The organism is Primorskyibacter marinus, from assembly GCF_003313245.1.
GTDB classification, from domain to species: domain Bacteria; phylum Pseudomonadota; class Alphaproteobacteria; order Rhodobacterales; family Rhodobacteraceae; genus Primorskyibacter; species Primorskyibacter marinus.
In genome coordinates this window covers 117,790-142,264 of sequence record NZ_QJSD01000007.1, presented here as the reverse complement: position 1 = coordinate 142,264, position 24,475 = coordinate 117,790, and the positions used below count along the sequence as shown (strand labels likewise).

At 61.2% G+C, this 24,475-nt stretch carries 23 protein-coding genes, 1 tRNA gene and 1 pseudogene; 23 read left to right on the top strand and 2 right to left on the bottom strand.

The window, feature by feature from the left end:
* Nucleotides 1–361 precede the first annotated feature (361 nt).
* The 10 genes from DMZ65_RS11295 to DMZ65_RS11250 all read left to right on the top strand — a co-directional run bounded on the left by DMZ65_RS11295 (nucleotide 362) and on the right by DMZ65_RS11250 (nucleotide 7,247).
* Nucleotides 362–745 (top strand): hypothetical protein, encoded by a 384-nt coding sequence (locus DMZ65_RS11295; RefSeq protein WP_116598994.1) that lies wholly within the window; start codon nucleotides 362–364, stop codon nucleotides 743–745.
* Complete coding sequence (locus DMZ65_RS11290; protein WP_116598993.1) at nucleotides 742–1,098, top strand: hypothetical protein; 357 nt, start codon at nucleotides 742–744, stop codon at nucleotides 1,096–1,098. The genes DMZ65_RS11295 and DMZ65_RS11290 overlap by 4 nt, the downstream gene beginning before the upstream one ends.
* A 99-nt stretch (nucleotides 1,099–1,197) precedes the next feature.
* Nucleotides 1,198–2,730: a terminase large subunit domain-containing protein gene (locus DMZ65_RS11285; protein WP_116598992.1), complete on the top strand. Its 1,533-nt coding sequence runs from the start codon at nucleotides 1,198–1,200 to the stop codon at nucleotides 2,728–2,730.
* Nucleotides 2,727–3,026, top strand: coding sequence for an HNH endonuclease (locus DMZ65_RS11280; protein WP_232824970.1), 300 nt, complete (start codon nucleotides 2,727–2,729; stop codon nucleotides 3,024–3,026). The genes DMZ65_RS11285 and DMZ65_RS11280 overlap by 4 nt, the downstream gene beginning before the upstream one ends.
* Nucleotides 3,027–3,092: 66 nt before the next feature.
* A complete protein-coding gene (locus tag DMZ65_RS11275; RefSeq protein WP_116598990.1) occupies nucleotides 3,093–4,325 on the top strand; it encodes a phage major capsid protein in 1,233 nt (410 codons plus the stop codon).
* A 4-nt stretch (nucleotides 4,326–4,329) separates the two neighbouring features.
* Nucleotides 4,330–4,932, top strand: coding sequence for an HK97 family phage prohead protease (locus DMZ65_RS11270; protein ID WP_116598989.1), 603 nt, complete (start codon nucleotides 4,330–4,332; stop codon nucleotides 4,930–4,932).
* Nucleotides 4,923–5,438: a hypothetical protein gene (locus tag DMZ65_RS11265; RefSeq protein WP_116598988.1), complete on the top strand. Its 516-nt coding sequence runs from the start codon at nucleotides 4,923–4,925 to the stop codon at nucleotides 5,436–5,438. Before DMZ65_RS11270 ends, DMZ65_RS11265 begins: the two co-directional genes overlap by 10 nt.
* Complete coding sequence (locus DMZ65_RS11260; RefSeq protein ID WP_116598987.1) at nucleotides 5,431–6,492, top strand: phage portal protein; 1,062 nt, start codon at nucleotides 5,431–5,433, stop codon at nucleotides 6,490–6,492. Before DMZ65_RS11265 ends, DMZ65_RS11260 begins: the two co-directional genes overlap by 8 nt.
* Nucleotides 6,485–6,805, top strand: a complete 321-nt coding sequence (locus DMZ65_RS11255) for a hypothetical protein (RefSeq protein WP_116598986.1) — start codon at nucleotides 6,485–6,487, stop codon at nucleotides 6,803–6,805. Before DMZ65_RS11260 ends, DMZ65_RS11255 begins: the two co-directional genes overlap by 8 nt.
* On the top strand, nucleotides 6,789–7,247 hold the full coding sequence (locus DMZ65_RS11250) for a hypothetical protein (protein WP_116598985.1): 459 nt from the start codon (nucleotides 6,789–6,791) through the stop codon (nucleotides 7,245–7,247). The genes DMZ65_RS11255 and DMZ65_RS11250 overlap by 17 nt, the downstream gene beginning before the upstream one ends.
* 308 nt (nucleotides 7,248–7,555) lie before the next feature.
* Here the strand turns inward: DMZ65_RS11250 and DMZ65_RS11245 are convergent.
* Together DMZ65_RS11245 and DMZ65_RS11240 are read right to left on the bottom strand one after the other, a co-directional pair.
* Nucleotides 7,556–7,629 (bottom strand) — tRNA-Cys (locus tag DMZ65_RS11245).
* A gap of 190 nt (nucleotides 7,630–7,819) precedes the next feature.
* The gene (locus DMZ65_RS11240; protein ID WP_116598984.1) at nucleotides 7,820–8,842 is read right to left on the bottom strand and encodes a LacI family DNA-binding transcriptional regulator; all 1,023 of its coding nucleotides are present in this window, start codon (nucleotides 8,840–8,842) and stop codon (nucleotides 7,820–7,822) included.
* Nucleotides 8,843–9,045: 203 nt separating this feature from the next.
* On the opposite strand from DMZ65_RS11240, the gene DMZ65_RS11235 reads away from it, so the two are divergent.
* From DMZ65_RS11235 to DMZ65_RS11175, 13 genes and pseudogenes are all read left to right on the top strand, one after another.
* Nucleotides 9,046–10,281 (top strand): ABC transporter substrate-binding protein, encoded by a 1,236-nt coding sequence (locus DMZ65_RS11235; protein ID WP_116599021.1) that lies wholly within the window; start codon nucleotides 9,046–9,048, stop codon nucleotides 10,279–10,281.
* A gap of 81 nt (nucleotides 10,282–10,362) precedes the next feature.
* A complete protein-coding gene (locus tag DMZ65_RS11230; RefSeq protein ID WP_116598983.1) occupies nucleotides 10,363–11,253 on the top strand; it encodes a carbohydrate ABC transporter permease in 891 nt (296 codons plus the stop codon).
* 10 nt (nucleotides 11,254–11,263) lie between these two features.
* Complete coding sequence (locus DMZ65_RS11225; RefSeq protein ID WP_084352925.1) at nucleotides 11,264–12,187, top strand: carbohydrate ABC transporter permease; 924 nt, start codon at nucleotides 11,264–11,266, stop codon at nucleotides 12,185–12,187.
* Between the two features lie 9 nt (nucleotides 12,188–12,196).
* Nucleotides 12,197–13,285 carry an ABC transporter ATP-binding protein gene (locus DMZ65_RS11220; RefSeq protein ID WP_116598982.1) on the top strand — a complete coding sequence of 363 codons (1,089 nt, stop codon included), beginning with the start codon at nucleotides 12,197–12,199 and terminating at the stop codon, nucleotides 13,283–13,285.
* Between the two features lie 38 nt (nucleotides 13,286–13,323).
* Nucleotides 13,324–14,073 carry a sugar phosphate isomerase/epimerase family protein gene (locus DMZ65_RS11215; RefSeq protein WP_116598981.1) on the top strand — a complete coding sequence of 250 codons (750 nt, stop codon included), beginning with the start codon at nucleotides 13,324–13,326 and terminating at the stop codon, nucleotides 14,071–14,073.
* A 14-nt stretch (nucleotides 14,074–14,087) separates the two neighbouring features.
* A complete protein-coding gene (locus DMZ65_RS11210; RefSeq protein ID WP_116598980.1) occupies nucleotides 14,088–15,209 on the top strand; it encodes a Gfo/Idh/MocA family protein in 1,122 nt (373 codons plus the stop codon).
* 12 nt (nucleotides 15,210–15,221) lie between these two features.
* Nucleotides 15,222–16,268 (top strand): L-glyceraldehyde 3-phosphate reductase, encoded by a 1,047-nt coding sequence (gene mgrA, locus DMZ65_RS11205; protein ID WP_116598979.1) that lies wholly within the window; start codon nucleotides 15,222–15,224, stop codon nucleotides 16,266–16,268.
* A pseudogene (locus DMZ65_RS11200) lies at nucleotides 16,265–16,486 on the top strand (family 43 glycosylhydrolase); the annotation flags it as partial. The gene mgrA and the pseudogene DMZ65_RS11200, both read left to right, overlap by 4 nt.
* 65 nt (nucleotides 16,487–16,551) lie before the next feature.
* The gene (locus DMZ65_RS11195; RefSeq protein ID WP_116598978.1) at nucleotides 16,552–17,376 is read left to right on the top strand and encodes a TolB family protein; all 825 of its coding nucleotides are present in this window, start codon (nucleotides 16,552–16,554) and stop codon (nucleotides 17,374–17,376) included.
* Between the two features lie 20 nt (nucleotides 17,377–17,396).
* Nucleotides 17,397–18,455 carry a sugar phosphate isomerase/epimerase family protein gene (locus DMZ65_RS11190; protein WP_116598977.1) on the top strand — a complete coding sequence of 353 codons (1,059 nt, stop codon included), beginning with the start codon at nucleotides 17,397–17,399 and terminating at the stop codon, nucleotides 18,453–18,455.
* Nucleotides 18,455–19,588: a Gfo/Idh/MocA family protein gene (locus tag DMZ65_RS11185; protein ID WP_116599020.1), complete on the top strand. Its 1,134-nt coding sequence runs from the start codon at nucleotides 18,455–18,457 to the stop codon at nucleotides 19,586–19,588. The genes DMZ65_RS11190 and DMZ65_RS11185 overlap by 1 nt, the downstream gene beginning before the upstream one ends.
* Nucleotides 19,589–19,682: 94 nt before the next feature.
* Entirely contained in the window at nucleotides 19,683–20,921 is a 1,239-nt protein-coding gene (locus DMZ65_RS11180) for a metallophosphoesterase family protein (protein ID WP_232824969.1), read from the top strand.
* Complete coding sequence (locus DMZ65_RS11175) at nucleotides 20,918–24,343, top strand: ATP-binding protein (protein ID WP_116598975.1); 3,426 nt, start codon at nucleotides 20,918–20,920, stop codon at nucleotides 24,341–24,343. The genes DMZ65_RS11180 and DMZ65_RS11175 overlap by 4 nt, the downstream gene beginning before the upstream one ends.
* Nucleotides 24,344–24,475 lie beyond the last annotated feature (132 nt).

The window sequence follows — 24,475 nt, the reverse complement described above, 5'->3', positions numbered from 1 at the left end:
ATGCGTTGCAACCTGTTGCGCTATGCGTTGCAGCCATGAAAAATCGAAGGGAACAATATGAGAGACCGGAAATGCATTATTTGCGAGGGGCCTATCGGAGCCGAAGACAAAAGGCGTAAAGCGTGTTCGCATCAATTTAGCGAAAAACTTCGGGTGCGAACAAAAGTTAAATCAGACTTGAATCGTTCATTGGGATTCGAGCCGCCCGACGATCTAATAGAAGAAGCCACCGCATTGCCGCTATTAAATCGTGCGATACGTGGCAGATAGATGCCCCCAATTACCCCTCCCGACAAACATTAGGTAGAATACAAACATGAGTACAAAATCATTCTCCACCAGCGTATCGAAATGGACCAAGATGGCGAAGGCAATGCCGGACGAAATCTATCAAGAGTTTTGCCGTCTGGTCTATGTCGAACTAACGGAAGCCATTCCCGAACGCACGGGCAACCTCAAGCGTTCGGTTATCGTGACCAAGGACGGCATGAGGGCTATCGACCAAGCCGAACCGGGCAAGCAATACACCGATATCACCGCCGATAACCTTGCCACCATCGAAAGCGCGCAAATGGGTGATACCCTGTCTATCAGTGTGCAAGCCCCATATGGCCCCAAGATCAACTACGGGCATAGCAAGGACAACGCCAATGTGCCGGGCCGGTTCTTCATGGAAACCACGCGCCACAAATTCAGGGCGCTGCAACAGCAAGCTATCAAGACCGTGAAGGCACGATACGCATGACGTTCTATGATCGTATCAGGGCCAAGCATGACCGCTTGATGGATGACTACGGACAAGGCTCAATCGTGCTGGTGAAGACGACGACAACGCCGGGTGCAGAGCCATACGATCCACCTGTTATCACAACTCAGGAACACCCAATGACCGGCATCGCTGGCGGCGTGGGTGAGGAATACGCCAATAGTGAGGCCATCGTCATGTCTGACCTGATGGTGCAGGTTGCCGTGCCTGACGTGATGCCCAAGGTTGGCGACATCGTGAAGGTTGATGGCGAGGCATTGTCGGTGTTGCAGATCATGCCGTTGCCAAGCTGTGGTGATCCTACTGCGCTGCGGATGGTCTGCCGTGGCTAAGTCATTGATATTAGGTCCCAATGCTGGGCGATATGGGAGAACCGGCGCACGCGGAGCGGGCTCTTCCTTTCTCTCTCCCGAAAATTCCGGGGAAAATTGATGGCCCGGCCAAGTAAACAAGCCTCTGCCGCTATAGGATTTTTCAAGAAACTGCGCATTCCCGAAGGCAAAATGGCGGGAAAGCCGGTCAAACTCGCTACCTATCAGAAGAAATTCATCAAGGGCGCGCTCGCTCCGGGCATCATGATCGGGTGTCTCAGCATCGGACGCGGCAACGGCAAAACGGCACTCTCTGCCGGTCTCGCTCTTGCTGACGTTATGGGCGAACTGTCGGACCAGCCCAAGCGCGAAGTGATCCTTGCCGCCCGTAATCGGGACCAGGCTAAAATTGCCTTTAACTTCATCGTCGGTTTCGTGGAGACGCTGCCCGAGGATGAACAGGAGAATTTCACGATCCGGCGCGGTTCCAAGCTGGAAGTGGAGTATCACGGCAACGGCGGCGGGCTGGCACGCTGTATCGCGGCTGACGGCAAGTCGATCCTTGGCGGTGCCCCGACGCTGGCAATCCTCGATGAGCGCGCTGCTTGGGACCGGGAGAAGGGCGACAACCTAGAAAACGCGATCCTGTCCGGTCTGGGTAAACGTGATGGTCGGGCGCTGGTCATATCCACGTCCGCACCGGATGACGCCAACACGTTTTCGCGGTGGCTCGATGAACCGCCGCCCGGAACCTATGTGCAGGAACATCGGCCCGCGTTCGGCTTGCCTGCCGACGATCTGGAATCGCTGTTAGAGGCGAACCCCGGCGCGAAGGAAGGCATCGGCTCGACGCCGGAATGGCTGGTGGCGCAAGCCCGGCGCGCAATTGCCCGTGGCGGTTCCGCTCTGTCGTCTTTCCGCAACCTGAACCGGAATGAACGTGTCAGCACCGAAGACCGTTCCTTGCTGGTGACGGTGGATGAATGGCTATCGGCGGAAGTGTCGCCGGATGAGTTGGCCCCGCGCGAAGGGCCGTGCGTTCTGGGCGTTGACCTGGGCGGCTCCCGTAGCATGTCCGCAGCGGCGCTATACTGGCCCGAGACGGGCCGTCTTGAGGCCGTTGGAACCTTTCCTTGCGTGCCGTCTCTGGCGGATCGTGGGGCGTCTGACGGCGTGTCCGACCGATACACGCAAATGCAGGAGCGGGGCGAACTCACGGCGATGGGCGACACCACCGTGCCCGTGGGCCGATGGCTGGCCGAGGTGGTGGCGCTTGCTGACGGACAGGGGATTGCCTGCATTGTTGGTGACAGGTTCCGTCATGCTGAATTTGTGGAAGCCATGCGGGCGGCTGGTCTCGACCGGGTGCCGTTCATCTGGCGAGGTTTCGGCTGGAAAGATGGCGCGGAAGATATCGAACGGTTCCGCAGGGCGCTGTTTGAAAGCAAGGTGCGCACGGTGCCGTCGCTGCTGCTGCGATCCGCTTTTGCTGACGCTATCACGCTGGTGGACCCGGCAGGCAATCACAAGCTGGCAAAAGCCCGGTCTCTGGGCCGTATCGACGCCGCAGCGGCATCTGTGCTGGCTGTGGCAGAAGGGGCGCGCATGGTGGCCAAGCCTGCGACCAAAGCGCCAAGGATCGCATGGGCATGAGGTGGAAACGCGCCGGTTCCGCGATCTACAAAACAGCCCGTTGGAAGGCCGTTCGGAAACTGGCGAAAGACCGCGACAATTGGCGCTGTGTTGAATGCGGCAATCGGGGCCGTCTTGAGGTGGATCATATTGTTGCCATTCGAGACGGCGGCGCGGAATTTGATCTGGATAACCTGCAAACGCTTTGCGTGCGGTGCCATTCCAGAAAAACCCGGCTGGAAATGGGCTTTCCCGAAAAATCGCCCGAGCGAAAAGAATGGGATGCTTTGCTAAAGAAGAAGCTGCCCGATTTTTAGCACAAACATTAATCCGATAGAATTGTGTTTGTCATGATGACTTTCAACAATTCCAAGGATTAATCCATGCTGCAAAGCGTAAAACTTCAAAAACGACAAAGTGAAATCCGGCAATCTCTTTCCGAGTTGGCCGGTAAAGATGATCTGACCGACGACGAAACCCGGTCGATGGAAGGTCTCGATAAAGAGTATCGCCAGAACGAGGCGAAATATCGTGCCGCTCTAATCTCCGAGGATGAAGAACGCCGCGAGGCGGGCGAGGAACTGGAAACCCGAGACGCCAAGGAATGGTCGCAGATGATGGACCGTTTCGAGGTTCGGCAAGTTGCGCTGGCGCTCGATGAAGGCCGCGCGCTTGATGGTGCCACCAAAGAGATTGTGGACGAACTCCGCGCCGCTGGTGGATACCAAGGCATCCCGCTTCCCCTTGCCGCTCTCGAACAACGGGCCGGTGAGACCGTATCTGGCGACCTGTTTAGCCCGAAGGCAACCCGCAACATCATCGGGCGTATCTTTCCGAATAGCGTTGCATCCAAGCTGGGCGTGGCATCGGTCAACATCCCGCAGGGCACCGCAGAATGGCCTGTTGCGACCGCTGGCGCTGTAACCGGCTGGCAGGCTGACGAACTGTCGGACGTGGGCGCTGCAACGGCGTATCAGACCACTGAGGCCACCGTGTCGCCGGATAACACGCTGGGCGCGCAAATGGTCATTACCCGGAAGAGCCTCAAGCAAACGGGTCAAGGTCTGGAAAATGCCGTGCGCCAGGACATGAGCGCGGCGATTGCCGTTGCTCTGGATGATGCGATTATCAACGGTTCCGGCGCTTCTGGTCAACCTCTGGGCATGGTGCCCGGCGCTGTAACCTACGGCATCACGTCCACCGACATGAGCGCTGCCGCTCCTGATTGGGCTGCGTTCCGGGCTGAGATCATCGCCTTCATGGAAGCCAACGCGATCACCGACCCGTCGCAGGTCAAGCTGGCATTCCCGCCTGCGATCTGGGGCGACATGGACGATACGCTCGTTTCCGGCACTGCGGTTTCCGAACTCGACCGGATGACCAAGCATGGCGTGTCGCCGGTTCTGGCAAATCAGCTCACCGCCGGTAGCGCGATCCTGACCACTACCGTTAACGGCGTGGCACCGGCCTTTGTGGGCATGTGGGGTGCGGTCGATATGATCCGCGACCCCTACACCCGCGCGGCTTCGGGGCAACTGGTCCTGACCGGTCTTGTCACCGCTGACGTGACCGTGGCGCGTGGTCTGCAAACCCGTATCCTGACGAACTTCGGGTAAGCGAATGGAAGCCCCCATTTTCAACGGTGGGCTTGAGATGCGGGCGGCGGGTGATGGCACTCGCCGCCTTCATGGCAGGTTTCCCTACATGAACCGGGCCACGATCCATTCCGGTGGAAAAGGTCGCAGGCCCCAGAAAGAACAATTCGCGCCGCATTCGTTCACCTTCGCGCTGGATGACCCCGACCGGGATATCAACCTGCTGGTGGGCCATAGCTTCGACAAGCCGCTTGCCAGCAAACGCGCGGGCACGTTGCTTTTCAATGATACCGATGAAGCCTTGCTGTTCGAGGCAATCATTGTCCCGGAAATTCAGGAATCAACGTGGTGGAAAGACTTCACTGCCGCTTTCCTTTCCGGCCTGATGATCGGCATTTCCCCCGGCTTCCGTGTCGCGCCGCCCGAGGCCGTGGAAGAGGCCGAGACGGTGGAAGAGGAAGATCCCGAGGAAGGGAATGCGCTGATCCGCACCATCTTCGCGGCGATCCTGTTTGAAATGAGCATTGTTACCCGTCCCGCCTATCAGGGCACCGAACTGGACATGCGGCAACTCGATAGCGGGCTGATCCTGCCGAACCCGAAACCCGCAGCCTACAGGTGGCGCTGATGACTTCCCAATACATCGAAACCGAAACCGAAATCTCGATCACATACCCGCCTGCACCTTCTGGCGTAACGGGCACCGTGCCCGAAGTGATCTGGTCAAAACTGGAGAATTATTGTGCGTGCCGCTGGTCTACTTCTGAAATTGAATTTGTTGTTTGTCCGCATGGCGTTCTGGCGTGGCGTCCACCGTATTACCCTTGTGTTATTGACACCGTTAATGGCGATCCTGCCGAAGTGAATGACTTTGGCGAGGTGACGCTTTCCGAGCGGTCAATCGTCGTTTGCACAGTTGGCGGGCGGGCCGTCACGGCGGGCATTGAGGAAGCCTATAAGCGGCTTGCTGATTACTACGCTGCCGAGCCGATGAACGGCGTATCCCGCTATTCCATCGACGTGGGCGACATTAGCGAAAGCTGGTCCCGCCGCCGCGACTGGGGGGCATTGGGCAACTCCGGTGCCGCCGAACTTCTCAAGAAATATCGCAAGGAAGGGCTGGCCCATGTTTGATTGGCTCAAGCGCAAATCCGAACCCGAGGAAACCCGTTCCGCCTCTGCTGCCGGATACACGGCACAGGTCATGTCGGCGCGCGAGGCGTATATCTCCGGTCAGTCTGGGCTTGGGGAACTCACCGCCACCGTGCAGGGCGCTGTGTCGCTGTGGGAAGGCGCTCTGAGTGCGGCGGACATCGACGGCACCGATCTGTTGACCCGGCGCGACATGGCGCTTGCCGCCCGCTCCCTGGCGCTGCGTGGTGAAGCTGTTTTCTATATCTCCGATGATGGCCTGTTGCCTGCCGCCGATTGGGAAATGTCCACGCGCAACGGCAAGCCCCGTGCCTATCGTCTCAGCATCCCGGAAACCGGTGGTGCCTATGCCGTGACCGCGCTTGCTGCCGAAGTGCTGCACTTCACCATCGGGGCCGATCCGGTTGCGCCGTGGTATGGTGTTTCCCCGCTGCGCCGATCCACGCTGTCCGCTGATCTGCTGCACACGCTGGAAACGTCGCTGGCCGAGGTCTACGCCAACGCGCCGCTTGGCTCGCATATCGTGCCGTTCCCCGAGGCTCCGGGCACCGATCTGGAAACGCTGGCACGGGGTTTCCGTGGGCGTCGTGGTCGCGTCATGTTGCGGGAAAGCGTCAACGTGTCTGCCGCTGGTGGTCCCGGTCCTGCGCAGGATTGGAAGCCGTCCAGCCTGTCGCCCGACATGACCAATACGGGCGCAACAGAAAACTGGAAGGCGGCAAAGGGCGCGATCCTGAATGCCTATGGCGTCCTGCCCGCGCTGCTGGCGGACAACGCCCAGGGGCCGCTTATCCGCGAGGCTCAGAGGCATCTGGCGCAATGGACCTTGCAACCCATTGCCATGCTGATGGCCGAAGAGATCACCGCGAAGCTGGGCCAGCCGGTCAAGCTGGACGTGATGCGACCGCTACAGGCGTTTGACGCTGGCGGACGTGCCCGTGCAGCCGCGACCATTGTGCAGGCGATGGCGATGGCCAAGGAAGCCGGTGTTGATCCTGATGCGGCCATGAAGCTGGTGGACTGGCAGGATGGCTAAGGAAGAGAAGTATATCCTGCCCGTGCTGGACCCGCCCGAGACGTTCTATTGGGGCGAGCCTATCGACCGTGCCACCGCCCGCGACATGGGGCTAAAACGCTACTTCACCGGCAAGCCCTGCAAGAAAGGCCACGTTGCCGAACGGCATGTGTCCAGTGCGTGCTGTGTCGAATGCACGCTCAGGCGGCATCGGACGCCGGAATATCGCGCGGATATGAGGCCGATCTACCGCGACCGCTACGAGACGGACCCGGAATTTCAAGACCGGCGGCGGATGCACTCACGGGAGTATTGGCGTGCGAAAAATCAGTAAGCTGTCTGATCTGACGTGGTCGCAGAAGGTGCTTGAAGGCGGTTATCAATCCGTGCCGGGCTTGGGCGTCCTGCCGCCCGGTGAAGTGTGGCCCGTGGTGGAGGAACGGTTGGGCTACGGCATAGGCAAGCGGCGGGTGCGGTATATGCTGATAGACCCGCTCGCCCGGCAGGCTCCGAAGGTGTTCTACCCGCCTGCGTGGTGGACCGTTCACAGTGTGCAGGAGGCCGCACAATCCGTCGATGATCGTGGGGAACTGACCGGGGAATGGGTCTATCGGGACGCAAAGCCGCGTAAGGACGGCGGCGTGATGATCCGGTTAGGGTGGGCAACGGTTATCGAGGCCACAATTGACGGCCCCGAGATGGGTATTCCCGAGGCCGTGCGGTATGCGCTGACGTGGGTAGATATGTTGCCTAGGAGTGCTAGAGAAAGGCGTTAGCCTGTCGGTCAGGCAGCCCCCCCTTGAGGGCTTGCGCGCAGCGATTCACCATCGCAATGAATTTCTCTGCATCTTCTACGCTAGGGGACTCTGGGTTTGACTCGTGCCACATGGCTAGCGCCATTGTATATGCAGTCTGTGCAACGTCTTGCTGTAGTCTAATCTGATCGGCCATGTCACTATCCCTTCCTTCTACAGCCTGAACCGTAGCACATGGGCGAATCCACGCAAGCCGGGCGAATTGCTTACATTGTGCTTACATGAGGTCAGATGCTTACGCGATGTGTTCGCTAAGTATCTGATTTTATTGGAGGCGAGTACCGGAATCGAACCGGTGTACACGGATTTGCAATCCGCTGCGTAACCACTCCGCCAACTCGCCGAAGCCGTTGCTTCTTTAGACGGGTTGGCGGATGGCTGCAAGGGGGATCAGGGTTTCGTTTTGCAACTCGCTCGTCATCTGCATTGACAGGCGTGGCCGGTCAGGGCGTGGCCTGCACAGGCTTTGGTATCTGGGGCACAAATTACTGCTTTAGGATATCCCAACAAGCTTATCGCGCTACGCGTTTCAATCAGCGCGGCGCGGTGCTGTCGCGCGCGATCAGCGTCACGTCGAGAAGTTCCACCTCTGCTGCGGGAGCATTGTGCGCGTTGGTCATTTGTCCAAGCAGCAGTGCTGCGGCAGAGCGGCCAAGGCCGATCCGGTCCTGGCGGATCGTGGTAAGCGCCGGAACGTAGTGTTCGGCCTGATCAATGTCATCGAAGCCGACCACCGAGATGTCTTCGGGAACACGCAATCCGGCCGCGTTCAGCCCGGCGATCAAGCCAAATGCGACCTCGTCCGAGGCGCAGAACACTGCACTGGGCCGGTCCTGCATCGCGACGATTCGCTGCGCCGCCTCGCGGCCCGAACGCAAAGAGAAGTCACCGCGAATGATCCAGTCAGGGCGTTGCGGCAAGCCAAGGCGCTGCCTTTCGGCCAGCATGCCTTCGCGGCGCACATGAGTCAGCCGGTTATCGGCAGGCCCAGTTACATGCGCGATCCGCCGGTGGCCCAACTCGTACAGGTGCTGGACCGCGATCTGCGCGCCCTTGTAATTGTCGCTGCGGACCGACGGCATTGGGGCATCCTGCACCCATTCGCAGGCAAAGACGATCCTGTCGCCGACATTCTCGCGGGCAAATTCCGTCATGTCGGTCGTGGTGAGATTCCCGTCCAGCGAAATCATCCCGTCGATGCGGCCGTCCAGAAAGTAATCCGTCAAGCGGCGTTCATGTTCCGGCAGATGATTGGAATCGGTGATGAGCACCGAAACATCGCTGCCCGCGAACCCTTCGCTGATCCCTTCCAGTATCTTTGAGAAAAACGGATTCCCGAGATTGGGAACCAGCACCAGAATCGCATTTGCGCTTTGCTTTCGCAGGTTTCGCGCCGCGCGATTGACGCGGTATCCGGTGCTGCGAACGGCCTCGAAAACCGCCTCTCTTGTGGGTTTGGTCAACAGATCCGGGTTGCTGAGCGCCCGGCTGACGGTTGCCGTCGATACCCCTGCCGCGCGGGCAACATCTTGAATCCGGGGGGGCTTTTCACTCATGGATTGACGGGTCACTTCTGGACAAACACGATTTTTGACATGGACGGCTTGACACGAATCCGCCTCAGTCCGATTATAGGTGTAATCGTTTACATGGCAAGCAGAGTTGGTCTGACGTTGAATGTAATCGATTACGCGGCAAGCTGAGGTCGCTTCAGATAATGCCGGTCCGGATCCATCCGCGCCGGAAGGGAGGAACAAACATGACTGCATTCCGCACTTTCTTCGCGGCCACCACGGCGCTTTGCGCGGGTTCGGCAGCTTTGGCTGCTGACCTTGAGGTGACCCATTGGTGGACGTCGGGCGGCGAGGCGGCCGCCGTGGCCGAATTCGCCCGTGAATTCGAGGCGCAGACCGATCACACATGGGTTGATGGCGCGATCGCCGGCGGGGGCGGTACGGCCCGTCCGGTGATGGTCAGCCGGATCATCGGCGGTGATCCGATGGGCGCGTTCCAGTTCAACCATGGCCGTCAGGCGGAAGAACTGATCGAAGCGGGCCTTCTGCGCGACATGACGGATGTGGCCGAGGCCGAAGGCTGGAAAGACATCGTGAACCCGCCGTCGCTGCTGGATGCCTGCACGGTGGATGGTCGGATATATTGCGCGCCGGTCAATATCCATTCCTGGCAGTGGTTGTGGCTGTCCAATGCCGCGTTTGAAAAGGCCGGTCTGGATGTGCCGACCAATTGGGATGAATTCGTGGCCGCTGGCCCCGCGCTGCGCGAGGCAGGCATCACGCCGATGGCGCTTGGCGGGCAGCCCTGGCAAAGTTCTGGTGCGTTCAACGTGCTGATGGCAACGCTGGGCGGGCCGGGCGCTCTTCAGAAGATCTATGGTGACGGAGATGCCGAAATGGCCGCGGGCGATGCGATGAAGCGCGTCTTCCAGGCGGCGTCGGACATGCGCGAAATGGTCCAAGGGTCCAACGTGCAGGATTGGAACCAGGCGACAAACCTTGTCATCACCGATCAGGCCGGGGGTCAGATCATGGGCGACTGGGCGCAGGGTGAATTTGCCGTGGCCGGCGAGGTAGCGGGCGAAGATTACACCTGCCTGCCGGGCCTTGGTGTCAACGAGGTGATCTCGACCGGGGGCGACGCCATCTATTTTCCGGTGGTGGATGATGAAGAGATCTCGGCCGCGCAGGATGCGCTTGCCGCGACGCTGCTCAACCCGCAGACGCAAGTGGCGTTCAACCTCAAGAAAGGGTCACTGCCGGTGCGTGCGGATGTCGATCTGGAGGCCGCAAATGACTGCATGAAAAAGGGGCTGGAGATCCTCGCCTCGGGGGCGATCATGCCGGATGTGAACATGCTGAATACCGAGGATACGAACAACCAGCTCAACGATCTGTTTGTTCAGTTCTTCCAGGACACCTCGATCAGTGCCGATGATGCGCAGGCGCGCTTTGTCGATATCGTGGCAAACAAGGACTGACCGCCACTCACGTCCGAAGGCCGGGCCGCGCCATGCGGTCCGGCCACTTTCACCTGACACTGCCACCACAGGGGGAGCGATATGGCCGCCACCCGACCGAACCGGCTGTTCCGGAATCTGACCGCCAAAATCGCCGCGATCCCGATGATCCTGACCGCGCTGGTCGTGTTTGTCGGAGGAACGGTCTGGACCGTAACCTATTCCTTCACCTCGTCCAAACTGCTGCCGAAAACCAAATTCGTTGGACTGGACCAGTATGAACGGCTCTGGAACACGCCCCGGTGGATGGTCTCTATCGAAAACCTGCTGATCTACGGCATTTTCATGATGGTGCTCAGCCTCGTGCTAGGCTTCGTGCTGGCGGCGTTGCTGGATCAGAAGATCCGATACGAGAACACGTTCCGCACGATCCTGCTTTATCCCTTTGCGCTGTCCTTCATCGTGACGGGGCTGGTGTGGCAATGGCTGCTCAACCCCGATTTCGGGATCCAGAGCGTGATCCAGCGACTTGGCTGGCAGAGCTTTGATTTCGATCCGCTTTATAATGCCGATATCGTCATCTACGGCGTGCTGATTGCCGGGCTGTGGCAGGGGTCGGGGCTGGTGATGTGCCTGATGCTGGCAGGCTTGCGCGGCATCGACCAGGAGATCTGGAAGGCCAGTCGCGTGGACGGGATCCCGGCGTGGAAGACCTATATCTTCATCATCATTCCGATGATGCGCCCGGTGTTCATCACCACGCTTGTCATCATCGCCAGCGGCATCGTGCGGCTTTACGACCTGATCGTGGCGCAGACCGGGGGCGGCCCCGGCATCGCGTCCGATGTGCCCGCGAAATATGTCTATGACTACATGTTTCAGGGCCAGAATCTGGGGCAGGGCTTTGCCGCCTCGACGATGATGCTGCTCGCGGTTCTGGTGATTGTCGTGCCTTGGGCATATCTGGAATTCGGAGGGAAAAAGCGTGTCTGAACCTGCCACCCTGTCTGCCGCGGTTGTCGGATCTGACGCCGCATCGGGCGCGCTTTCCGGCCCGCGCGGCCCCAAGCCGCGCCGCCGCTTTTCGCGCCGCAACGTGTTTATCTACGGCACGCTGATCGTCGTGGCGCTTTATTACCTTCTGCCGCTTTATGTGATGATCGTGACCTCGCTGAAGGGCATGCCGGAAATCCGGCTGGGCAATATCTTTGCCCCGCCGGTCGAGGTCACGTTTCAGCCCTGGGTCAAGGCCTGGTCCGAGGCCTGCACCGGGCTTAATTGCGATGGGCTGAGCCGGGGGTTCTGGAATTCCGTGCGCATCACCGTGCCCTCGGTGCTGCTGTCGATCGCGATTGCGTCGGTGAACGGCTATGCGCTGGCCAACTGGCGGTTCAAGGGCGCGGATGCCTTCTTTACCATCCTGATCTTCGGTGCCTTCATCCCCTATCAGGTGATGCTGTACCCGATCGTCATCCTGCTGCGCGAGATGGGGATTTACGGCACGCTGGGCGGGCTTGTGATGGTGCATTCGATCTTTGGCATGCCCATTCTGACGCTGCTGTTCCGCAACTATTTCACCTCGCTGCCGGAAGAACTGTTCAAGGCCGCAAGGGTGGACGGTGCCGGGTTCTGGCAGATCTATCTTCAGATCATGCTGCCCATGTCCCTGCCGATCTTCGTGGTGGCGATGATCCTGCAAGTCACTGGAATCTGGAATGATTTCCTGTTCGGCGTGGTCTATACCAAGCCCGATCTCTACCCGATGACGGTGCAGCTGAACAATATCGTCAACTCGGTGCAGGGTGTGAAGGAATACAACGTCAACATGGCGGCGACGCTGCTGACCGGCCTCGTGCCCCTCGTCATCTATTTCGTCTCCGGAAAACTTTTCGTGCGCGGCATTGCGGCCGGCGCGGTGAAAGGCTGAGCAATGCATATGGACCCAAGCATCTCTATCAAGAACCTCAAGCTGAGCTTTGGCGCAGTCGAGGTTTTGCATGATCTGAATCTGGACATCGGCAAGGGCGAATTTCTTGTCCTGCTGGGATCGTCCGGCTGTGGAAAATCCACGCTATTGAACTGCATCGCGGGCCTGCTGGACGTCACGGATGGTCAGATCCATATCGGCGGGCAGAACGTCACATGGGAGGAACCGTCGAAACGCGGCATCGGCATGGTGTTTCAAAGCTATGCGCTTTATCCCCAGATGACGGTCGAGGGCAATCTCGCCTTCGGGCTGAAGAACGCCAAGATCCCCAAGTCGGAGATCAAGGAGCGTATCGAACGCGCCGCCAAGACCTTGCAGATGGAACCGTTGTTAAAGCGCAAACCGGCGGCGCTGTCCGGCGGGCAACGTCAGCGGGTGGCCATTGGGCGGGCGCTGGTGCGCGATGTGGACGTGTTTCTGTTTGACGAACCACTGTCCAACCTTGATGCCAAGCTGCGCGCGGACCTGCGGGTGGAGATCAAGCAATTGCACCAGACGCTGGGCAATACGATGATCTACGTCACCCATGACCAGATCGAGGCGATGACGCTGGCTGACCGCATCGCCATCATGCGCGGCGGGTCCATCCTTCAGCTTGATACGCCCAAGCAGATCTACAACCGTCCGGCCACGAAATACGTTGCCGAGTTCATCGGCTCTCCGACGATGAATTTTCTGGATGGCCGGGTCGAGGGCGGGGCCGCGCCGCGGTTTACCTCTGACGTCGCCAGCTTTGATCTTGCGGGCTACGAATTCACATCGCAGGGGCCGCAAACCGGGGATGCGTGGTTCGGGATCAGGCCAGAGCATATCATCGCCGGTCCCGAGGCAGCGCAAGCGCCGTTGCAGCTTGAGGGGCAGGTCGAACTGGTCGAGCCGCTGGGTTCCGACACGCTGGCGCGCGTGACCTCTGGCGGACAACGGCTTTGGGTGCGGATGGACGGACAGGCCGACATTCGTCCCGGACAGACCCTGCCGCTGGGCCTGACCCCGGCGCTTGCCAATATCTTCGACAAAACCACAGAAGCCCGCCTGTAGCGCGCGCTTTACGACACCAGAAAACAGGACATTCCAACATGGATCTTTCGTTTCAACTCTACTCTGCCCGCGACTTCACCCCGTGGGAGGATGTCATCAAGACAATCGCCGGGCTGGGCTACAGCCATGTCGAAGGCTTCGGCGGCGTCTACGAAGACCCGGCCGCCTTTCGTGCGCTACTGGATGCCAACGGGCTGACAATGCCCTCGGGGCATTTCTTCCCGGTGGGCAATTTCGAGACCGAGATCGACAAGACGCTTGCCACGGCAAAGGCATTGGGCATGCAGCGCGTGTTTTGCCCCGCGCCCGAGGATGATTACCGCAACGGCGTGGGTGCCGAAGCATGGGTGCAGCTTGCAAAGCGGCTGGAGGAGGCGGCCAAGCGCGTGCAGGATGCGGGCCTGCGCTTTGGCTGGCACAACCACCACTGGGAATTCATGCCGCTGGCAGATGGCACGATCCCGATGCAGCTGATCCTCGACAACGCACCGTCCATCGAGTGGGAAATGGACGTGGCCTGGGTGGTGCGCGGGGGGGGCGATCCGCTGGCATGGATTGCGGCCAACGCCGACCGTATCACCACCGCGCATGTCAAGGACATCGCACCCGCAGGGATGTGCGAGGACGAGGACGGCTGGGCCGATGTCGGCCATGGCACGATGGACTGGCCCGCGCTGATCGCCGCGCTGCGCAAGGCGGGCTGCGATCTGTTCGTCGCAGAGCACGACAAGCCCAGCGATGCGCGCCGCTTTGCCGAACGCTCCATCGCCAGCTTCAAGACCTACTGAAAGAGACCGACACCATGAGCAAGACACTCGGAATCGGCGTCATCGGTTGCGGCAATATTTCTGCCGCCTATATGCGCCTCGCCCCGCTATTCACGGGCATCGAAATGCGCGCCTGCGCTGACCTCAACGCCGACGCGGCCAAGACCCGTGCCGAAGAATACGGCCTGCGGGCCGAGACCATCGACGGGCTTCTGGCCGCCGATGACATCGATATTGTCGTCAACCTGACCGTCCCCAACGCGCATTTCGCGGTCTCCAAACAGGTGCTGGAGGCGGGCAAGCACGTCTATTCGGAAAAGCCGTTCGTTCTGTCGCTGCAAGAGGGTCTGGACCTCAAGGCGATTGCCGATGCCAGGGGGCTGCGGGTCGGGTCCGCGCCCGACACGTTCATGGGCGGCGCGCATCAGCTTGCGCGTCATCTTGTGGATGCAGGCGCCGTGGGGCGCATCGCCTCGGGCACTTGTTTCGTGCAAAGTCCGGGGATGGAAATGTGGCACCCGAACCCGGATTTCTTCTTTCAACCCGGCGGCGGCCCGATCCTTGACCTCGGCCCCTATTACATCTCCAATCTCGTGCAATTGCTTGGCCCGGTGGCGCGCGTTACGGCCCTGTCGTCCAGCGCCAGTGAATACCGGACCATCACGTCACAGCCGCGCAATGGCGAGAAGATCAAGGTGGAAACCCCGACCACGATCCACGCGGTGATGCAGTTTGTCAGCGGCGCGCAGGTCACCTATTGCGCCAGTTGGGACGTGTGGGAGCACGGCCATTCCAACATGGAACTTTACGGCACGACAGGCACCCTGCATGTCCCCGATCCCAATTTCTTTGGGGGCGAGGTGCGGATGACCGAAAAATCCGCCTTTGTGAACCCGTCCGTTGAATGGGACCACCCGTTCAGCAAAGCCAATGACGCCGGTCGCGCAAACTATCGCTGCGCCGGTCTGGCGGATATGGCGCAAGCCATTCTCGAAGGCCGCCCGCATCGCTGTTCAAACGATTTTGCCCTGCATGTGGTGGACGTCATGACCGCGATCCTGCACTCAGGGGACACGAAAACACTCGTTGAACTGAGCAGCACTTGCGACCGCCCCGAGGCCCTGACTCCGGACGCCGCTACGGCGCTGCTCGCATAGGAGAATGCTGAAATGGTCTGGACCGCGTCTGACACCCGATACGACACGATGCAATACCGCCGCTGCGGGCGCTCGGGGCTGAAGCTTCCGGCGATCTCGCTGGGGCTGTGGCACAATTTCGGCGATGATACGCCGCATGAGACCAAGCAGGCGATCACCCGCACGGCATTCGATCACGGCATCACGCATTTTGATCTGGCCAACAACTATGGGCCGGAACCCGGCGCGGCTGAATCCGCCTTTGGCGAGATCCTCAAGACCGATTTTGCCCCTTACCGGGACGAGATGATTATTTCGTCAAAGGCCGGCTACGGCATGTGGCCGGGGCCTTACGGCGAATGGGGCAGCCGGAAATACATGATTGCGTCCTGTGACCAGTCGCTGAAGCGCATGGGGCTGGATTACGTCGACATCTTCTATTCGCACCGGTTTGACCCGGACACGCCGCTGGAAGAAACGATGATGGCGCTGGATCACATCGTCCGCTCGGGCCGCGCGCTCTATGCGGGGATCTCAAGCTACAACGCGCAACGCACGCGCGAGGCGGCGGCGATCCTGAAAGAACTTGGCACACCCTGCCTGATCCACCAGCCCAGCTATTCCATGCTTAATCGCTGGATCGAGGAAGACGGGTTGCTGGATGCGCTGGACGATCTGGGCATCGGGTCCATCGTGTTCAGCCCACTGGCCCAAGGCATGCTGACCAAGAAATATCTGGGCGGTATCCCCGAAGGCAGCCGGGCGTCCCAGGGCAAGTCCCTGCGCGAGAATTTCCTGACCGACGAGGCGCTGGAAAATGTCCGCGCGCTGAACGCCATTGCCGAAACCCGCGGACAGACGCTGGCTCAGATGGCGCTGGCTTGGGTGCTGCGGGGGGGGCGTGTGACAACCGCCCTGATCGGTGCGTCAAAGCCCAGCCAGGTCGTCGATTGCGTGGGCGCGGTTGGCAATCTCGACTTCACCGACGACGAATTGGCGCGCATCGACCAGCATGCCAAGGACGCGAATATCAACCTGTGGGCGGCCTCCTCCGAAACCGAGGGGCTCTCGCGCAAATGATCCGCAATCCGATCCTGCCCGGCTTCAATCCAGACCCGTCGATCTGCCGGGCGGGAGAGGACTATTTCATCGCCACTTCCACTTTCGAGTGGTATCCCGTTGTGCAGATCCACCGCTCCACCGATCTGGTGAACTGGGATCTTGCGTGCCGACCGCTATCGCGTGCCTCGCAACTGGATATGCGCGGCAATCCCGACAGTGGTGGCGTCTGGACACCCGAAGGCGGAGTGCAGGGCAAGACCGCCGATTTCGCTCGCTTCAGCTATGCTCCGGGCGACGCGTGATGGAGTCCTATCTGGAGATATTCGATCTGGCTGCGGAAGACAGCCGCACCCTGTTCAAGACCGCTCGCCATATCGAGGCACCGAACTGGACACCCGGCGGCGCGGACCTGATCGTAAACGGCGATGGGAAACTGTTTCGCGTGCCTCTGGATGCGCCCGACCTTCTGATGATCGACACAGGTCCGCACGCGTCGCTGAACAACGATCATGGCGTCTCGCCCGACGGCAAAACACTGGTGATCTGCGACAAGACGGTGACGCCGAACTCCTGCATCTATACTGTGCCCGCGGATGGAGGCCTCCCCCGGCGCATTACCCGGAATACACCATCTTGGTGGCATGGCTGGTCGCCGGACGGGCTGCGCCTGACCTATACCGTGGTGCGTGACGGGCAGTTCGGCATTGCGACCATTCCTGTAACGGGCGGCGAGGAAACCATCCTCATCCACAGCCCGCACCACTATGACGGGCCGGACTATACGCCCGATGGCCAATGGATCTGGTTCAATTCGGATCGCGGTGGCGGCATGGATCTGTGGCGGATGCGCATTGACGGGACAGAGCCGGAGCAAATGACCGATGACAGGGCGGTCAACTGGTTCCCGCATCCCTCGCCGGACGGCCGCCATGTCCTGTACCTTGCCTATCCCGAAGGGACCGAAGGTCATCCGCCGGACCGCGAGGTCACCTTGCGGCTGATCGATCTCGACAGTGGAAAAACCCGCATTCTTACAACGCTTCGGGGCGGGCAAGGCACGCTGAACGTGCCCTGCTGGTCGCCCGACAGCCAGCGTTTCGCCTATATGCGCTACGCGCGCGCCTGACCAAATCCGGAGGATCCGATATGCCGACGACCATGAAAGGCCCCGCCCTGTTTCTTGCCCAGTTTGCAGGGGATGCGGCCCCGTTCAACAGCCTTGAGGTGATCACCAAATGGGCCGCTGGTCTGGGCTACAAAGGGGTCCAGATCCCCACTTTTGACGCGCGGCTTTTTGATCTGGACAAGGCCGCCGACAGCCAGACCTATTGCGACGAGGTCAAGGGCATCTGCGCCGATGCGGGCGTGGAGATCACCGAACTTTCGACCCATTTGCAGGGCCAGCTTGTCGCGGTAAACCCTGCCTATGACGATGTGTTTGACGCTTTCGCGCCCGCTTCGGTGCGTGGCAATCCGCGGGCCCGGCAGGAATGGGCGGTGGATCAGGTGTCCAAGACGGCACGGGTCAGCCGCAGGTTTGGACTTGATACATCGGTCAGCTTCACCGGATCGCTGGCGTTTCCGTATCTGTATCCGTGGCCGCAGCGCCCCGAAGGTCTGATAGACGAGGCCTTTGCAGAGCTTGCCCGCCGCTGGAAGCCGATCCTCGATGTCTACGACGAAAACGGCGTTGATATCGGATACGAGATCCATCCCGGCGAGGATGTGTTCGACGGCGCGACATACGAGATGTTTCTTGATGCGCTGGACGGGCATACCCGTGCGCGGATCAACTACGACCCCTCGCATTTCCTGCTGCAACAGATGGACTACCTTGCGTTCATCGACATCTACCACGAACGCATCTGCGCCTATCACGTCAAGGATGCCGAGTTTAATCCCGATGGCCGTCAGGGCGTCTATTCCGGTTATCAGCCCTGGCTGAACCGTGCCGGACGGTTCCGCAGCCTTGGGGACGGGCAGGTGGATTTCGCGGGCATCTTCTCGAAGCTCGCGCAATACGGCTATAACAGTTGGGCGGTGCTGGAATGGGAATGCTGCCTGAAAAGCCCTGAACAGGGGGCCGCCGAGGGCGCGCCCTTTATCGCACAGCACATAATCGAAACTACGGACAAGGCGTTCGACGATTTCGCAGGCGGCGAAACCGACATGGGTGCCATCCGCAAGATGCTGGGGATTCAATGATGGAACGGTTGCGATTGGGCATGGTCGGCGGCGGGCAGGGGGCCTTTATCGGAGGCGTGCACCGCATCGCCGCGCGGATCGACGGACAGTGGGAACTGGTCGCAGGTGCGCTAAGCTCTGACGCGAAACGCGCCGCGGCTTCTGCGGCGGACCTGGGCATTGCGGCAGATCGCAGCTATGGCGATTTCTCGGATATGGCCAAGGCCGAGGCAGCGCGCGCAGACGGTATTGACGCCGTGGCCATCGTCACCCCCAACCATATGCATGCCGCACCCGCCGTGGCCTTCCTGCGCGCGGGCATCCATGTGATCTGCGACAAACCACTGGCCGCGACGCCCGAACAGGCGGCAGAGATCGCCAGCGTCGTCCGCGAGACCGGCAAGCAGTTCATCCTGACGCATAACTACACCGCTTACCCGCTGATCCGACAGGCGCAAGCCATGGTCGCGGCGGGGGATTTGGGCGAGATCCGTGTCGTGCAGGTGGAATATGCGCAGGACTGGCTGACCGAGCCTGCCAGCAACAAGCAAGGCGACTGGCGTACCGACCCGGCCCGCTCTGGCGCGGGCGGCTGCGTGGGCGATATTGGCACGCATGCGTTCAACCTTGCCAGCTTTGTCACCGGGTTGAAGGCTGCGTCTCTGGCGGCGGATCTGGACGCCTTCGTGCCGGACCGGCAGGTTGATGACAATGTGCATGTCATGCTGCGGTTCGATGGGGGCGCGAAGGGGATGCTCTGGGCCAGTCAGGTGGCGGTGGGCAATGAAAACGCCCTGCGTCTGCGCGTGCATGGCACCAAGGGCGGGTTGGATTGGGCGCAGGAAAACCCCAACCAGATGACGTTCACCCGGTTTGGGCAGCCCAAGCAGATCCTGACCCGTGGCGGCGCTGGCGCGAACGAGGCCGGGCTGCGCACCACCCGCATTCCGCCGGGCCACCCCGAAGGTTACCTTGAAGGGTTTGCCACGCTGTACTCCGAGGCCGCGCATCTGATCCGCCACGCCGATTCCGGCACGCCCTTGCCCGAGGGCGTACATGCCCCCACGATCGCGGACGGGCTGGACGGCATGCGCTTTATCGCGGCCTGCATCGCATCGTCAAAGGCGGATGGGGCCTGGACGGCGCTGGACTGACCCTGCACGGCTGACTGAAACTCTCATCAAGGGCAAATCGCCCGATTGCAAATCCTCGCGGCGTGGACAAGACTGCGCCGCGAAAGAGGCCAGCGTGATCAAGCTTTTACATACTGCCGACATCCATCTCGACTCGCCGTTGAAATCGCTCGCGCTGCGCGATCCGGATCTGCGCGACCGGGTGCAGGCCGCCACGCGCGGTGCGTTCACCCGTATCGTCGATACGGCGTTGGACGAAGACGTGGCGGGATTGCTGATCGCCGGCGACCTGTATGACGGGGCCGCCCGCAGCGCCCGGACGGCGGCGTTTCTGACGGCGCAGTTTGACCGGCTGCGGGATGCTTGCATCCCTGTCTTTCTGATAAAAGGCAATCACGACGCCGAAAACCCCATCACTGGTGAAGTGACGCTGCCCGATAACGTCCATGTCTTCAGCGGGCGCGGTGGGGCCGTGCAACTGGGCGCGCATGACATCTGGATCCACGGTGTCAGCTTCAGCGGCCGTCACGCGCCTGACAGTTTGTTGCCGAAATTCGCGCCTCCGGTTGCGGGTGCGGTCAATATCGCTTTGCTGCACAGTTCGTTGGCAGGTGCGGCGGGGCATGACACATACGCACCCTGTACCGTGGCCGAACTTGGCGCGATGGGGTTCGATTACTGGGCGCTTGGCCATATCCACAAACGGCAGATCCATGCACAAGCGCCGTGGATCGTCATGCCTGGCACGCCTCAGGGCCGCGATATCGGGGAACCCGGCCCCCACAGCGCCACGCTGCTTACTGTCGAGGGCGGCCAGATCAGCGTTTCCGAATGTCACACCAGCCAGGTCGAGTTTCTGCCCGTCGAGGTTGACGTCACCGCATGCGAGGACGAGGGCGCGCTGCGGGACCACCTGCGCAAGGAAATCCAGCAATGCGCGGCGTCGCTGCAATCAGATGCCGCCATCCTGCGTCTGCGCCTGACCGGAGGCTTTGCCCGGCGCTGGCAGGTCGAACGGGACCGCGATACCTGGGCAGAGACCGTCAGCGGCATGGCGCGCGAAACCGGATGCCTCTGGGTCGAAAAGCTGGAAATTGCCCTTACCGATCCTGACGGGCCGCGCATTGACAGCAGCGCCACCGCCGAATTGTCCGCGCTGATGCAGGCCATACGGACCGAACCCGGTTATGCAGCACAGATCGAGGCACAACTGGCCGAGATCCTGTCCGATCTGCCCGCCCATATCCGGGCGGCCCTGATCCCCGATGAGGATGCCGCAACCGCGCTTGCACAACGCTTGGCCGAGACGGGCGCGCGCCATGTCACGGCGCTGATGAAAGGGGCGTCGGAATGATCCGGCTGCGCCGGCTTGATCTGGAGTTGTTCGGACAGTTTTCCGGCAAGTCCTACGATTTTGGCCCGCGCCTTGAGGGGGCACCTGACTTTCACCTGATCCACGGCCCAAACGAGGCCGGCAAGACCACCACGATGGAAGGTTTCCTGCGGCTGCTCTACGGGTTTCCGCTGCGCGAGCCTTATGCCTTTCAGCACGACCGCAAGACGCTGCGCATCTCGGGTGTGCTGGATCTGGGCGATGCCGAAATCGGCCTGACACGTCTGCCGACGCGCAACGCCAATCTGGTGGACGCGCAAGGCAAGGCGCTGCCCGAACAGGTCTTGGCGGCGCATCTGGGCGGGCTTGGGCTGGACGACTATCGCAACCTGCTATGCCTTGACGATGAAACCATCGAGCGGGGCGGCGAGGAGATCGCCAGCGCCAAGGGCGATATAGGGCGGCTGCTGTTTTCGGCGGCGGCAGGGATCAGCGATCTGACCGAGGTGCTGGACTCGGTGCGTGCCCGCGCCGAGGCGCTTTACAAAAAACGCAGCAGCAAGACCCGCATGGCCGAGCTGAAGGCAGAGTTGAAAGAGATCGACCACCGGATCCGCGACAAGGATGTCACCGCTGCCGCATACCGTTCACTGCGGCAGGCCCGCGACCACGCCGCGCAGGAAGAGGCCGAGACGGGCAAGATACGCGCGGCCCATGCAAGCGAGTATGCCGCTACTCTGGCCAAGCGCGATGCCCTGCCGATGCTGGCCGAAATCGACGGTTTGGATAGGATCATCAGCGCCCATCCGGGCTATCCAGACCGGCTCGACATCGACCCCGAAACGCTGGTCAGCTTGCTTTCCGAACAACGGCAGGCCGAAGCGGATCAGGAACGTCTGACACGCGATATCGAGGAATTGGAAGCGCAGCGCGACGGGGTCGTGCGGCATCCCGAACACCTTGCCCTTGGCGCGGCTTTGGACGATCTGGATGATCTGCGCAGTCGCCACGCCACCGCCGGGAAAGACCTGCCAAAGCGCCGCCGCACGCTTGAAGAGGTGCGGACCGACATGGCGCTTGCCGCCCGCGATCTGGGCGCTGCCGAGGGCACCGATCCGGAAACGCTGGTTCTGGCACCGGGGGCACTGGCACAGTTGGAAACGGCGCGTGATGCGAAGCGTACGGCGATGCAGGCGGCCGGGGCCGCACGAGACGAGCTTGCCCGGTTGGCAGAGCGCATCGCCGGGGCCGAGGCGGCGATCACCAGCCAAGATGAAGAGGGCGCGCCGGACATAGCTGCCGTCCTCGACCGCTTTTCAGTCGATACTTTGGCCCCGCGTCACGCAGCCGCGCAGCAGGCGGTGGCCGAGGCAGAACGCGACTGCGCCGAGGCCCGCGACGCGCTGCTGTTAAAGGGGCAGGGCTTTGCAAACCTGCCTGTCTGTCCGCTGACCAGCGACGAAGCCGCCGCGCTGGCCGCGACGCATGCGCAGTTAAGCGGCGACCTGCGTGCAACCGAAGACGCGATTGAAATTCTGGAGGCCGAGAGCGCCGACCGTTCGATAAAGATCGACGGGCTGGGCAGCGCCGCTGCGTTGCTTGGGGATGAGGCGGCCCGCGCCCTTCGGGAGCGCCGCGACGCGCTTTGGCAAAGCCACCGCGAGACAATGACCGACGCCAGCGCAGATCCTTTTGAGGCGGCGATGCGGCAAGTGGATGCGGCGGCTGCGTCGCGGCTGGACCATGCAAGCGAGCTTGGCCAGCTTCGCCACCTTGAGGAAGACGCCCGACGCGCCGAACACCGCATCCAGCAGGCAAAAGCAAAGCGCGATGCGCTTGTCGCAAATGTCGCGGAGGTCGAGGGGCAATTGACCGATGCCGCCCGCGAGGCCGGGGTCGACGCCTCCCTGACACCGCCTGCCTTTGCCGCATGGGTCGCGCGGCTGACCGAAGCACAGGCCGCCGAACAACGGTTGGATCGCATCCGGGCCGAACATGCCAATGTCTTTGGTCAGGCCGCGCACCTGTCAAGGGCGCTGTCTGCGTCTCTCGATCTGGAAAATCCGGATTTCGAAACCCTGTTGGCAACCGCCCGAAATCACGCCGCTGAGGCCCGAAAACTGCACGAGGCCGCGCAAAACGCGCGCGCCCGGTTGCGCGACCTTCAGGCCGAACGAAAGCGACGGCAGGCGCATCTGGTGGAATGCGAGAAGGCCGACGAAACAGCCCGCTCGGTCTGGGCCGAGGCGGTTGCGGAAAACTTCGGCGGCGCTGTGCAAGGCGATGCGCTGGACCGGTCCTTCGCCCCCCTGCGAAACCTGCGGGAATTGGACACGCGACGCACAAGTATCGCCCGCCAGATCGACGCGATGGAGGCCGACCAGCGTGACTTTGCACAGGCTGTGGCCGCACTTGCCGGGGCATCCGACCTGTCCGACCCCTTGGCTGTCTTTGCGGACCTGCGTGTCGCGGCGGATCAAGCGCAAGCGGCGGAAAAGCAGCATGCCGACACGCTCGCGACGCTTCGCCGCCACCACGACGCGCGGGACGTGGCGCGGCGGGCGTTGGATGCGGTCGAAACCAAAATGCAAGACATCGCCAGCTTTTTCCCGAAGGATGCCGATACGACAACACTGGATGCCCTGCGAAAGACCGTCGGGCAGGCGCAACAGGTGATCGACGCAAAGGCCCGCCGCGCGGCACTGTTGACCAAACTTTGCCTGACGCTGAACGTGGCCGACCTGACCGCAGCCCGCAGCATGGTGGACGATGTGACCGACACAAGCCTGGCGGCGCAACTGATGCAGCTTAACGGCGACGGCAAGGCGATAGAGGACCGCTACCGCGACACCATTGCCACGCGCAGCGCCGCCGACCGCGACCTGCGCGCGGTGACCGGGGATGCCGACATCGCCATGCTTGCCGAACGCAAAGCGACCATCGAGCTTGAGATGCAGGAGACCGCACTGGCCTATCTGGAACTGCATCTTGGCCATGATCTGGCAGAAGAGGCGATCCGGCGCTATCGCGACACCCATCGCAGCGGTATGATGAAAGCCACCGAAACCGCGTTTTCAGACTTGACCAACGGTGCCTATACGCGGCTGATGACGCAGCCGGACGGCGGTGCCGAGACACTGATCGCGCTTGATCCGGCGGGGCAGTCGAAACAGGCGCAGGATATGTCCAAGGGCACGCGCTTTCAGCTTTATCTGGCGCTGCGGGCGGCGGCCTATGAACAGCTTGCCCAGCAAGGCACGGTCCTGCCGTTTTTCTGCGATGACATTTTTGAGACCTTTGACGAGGACCGGACGCGTGCGGCCTGTCATGTGATGGCGCGGATCGGACGCACCGGGCAGGCGATCTACCTGACCCACCACCGCCATGTCGTCGATATCGCCCGACAGGTCTGTGGGGATGCGCTGCGCGTGCACGAGATCTGAAATCCCACGACACCCAAGGCGTGTCACCTGACGGAAACGCCGCGGCATTTCTTCGGCCTTTCGGCGAAGATTGTTAGCACTATCAAAAATCCCCTGAAACTCTTGTCTTGCAAATGGCAATGGTTGTCTTGG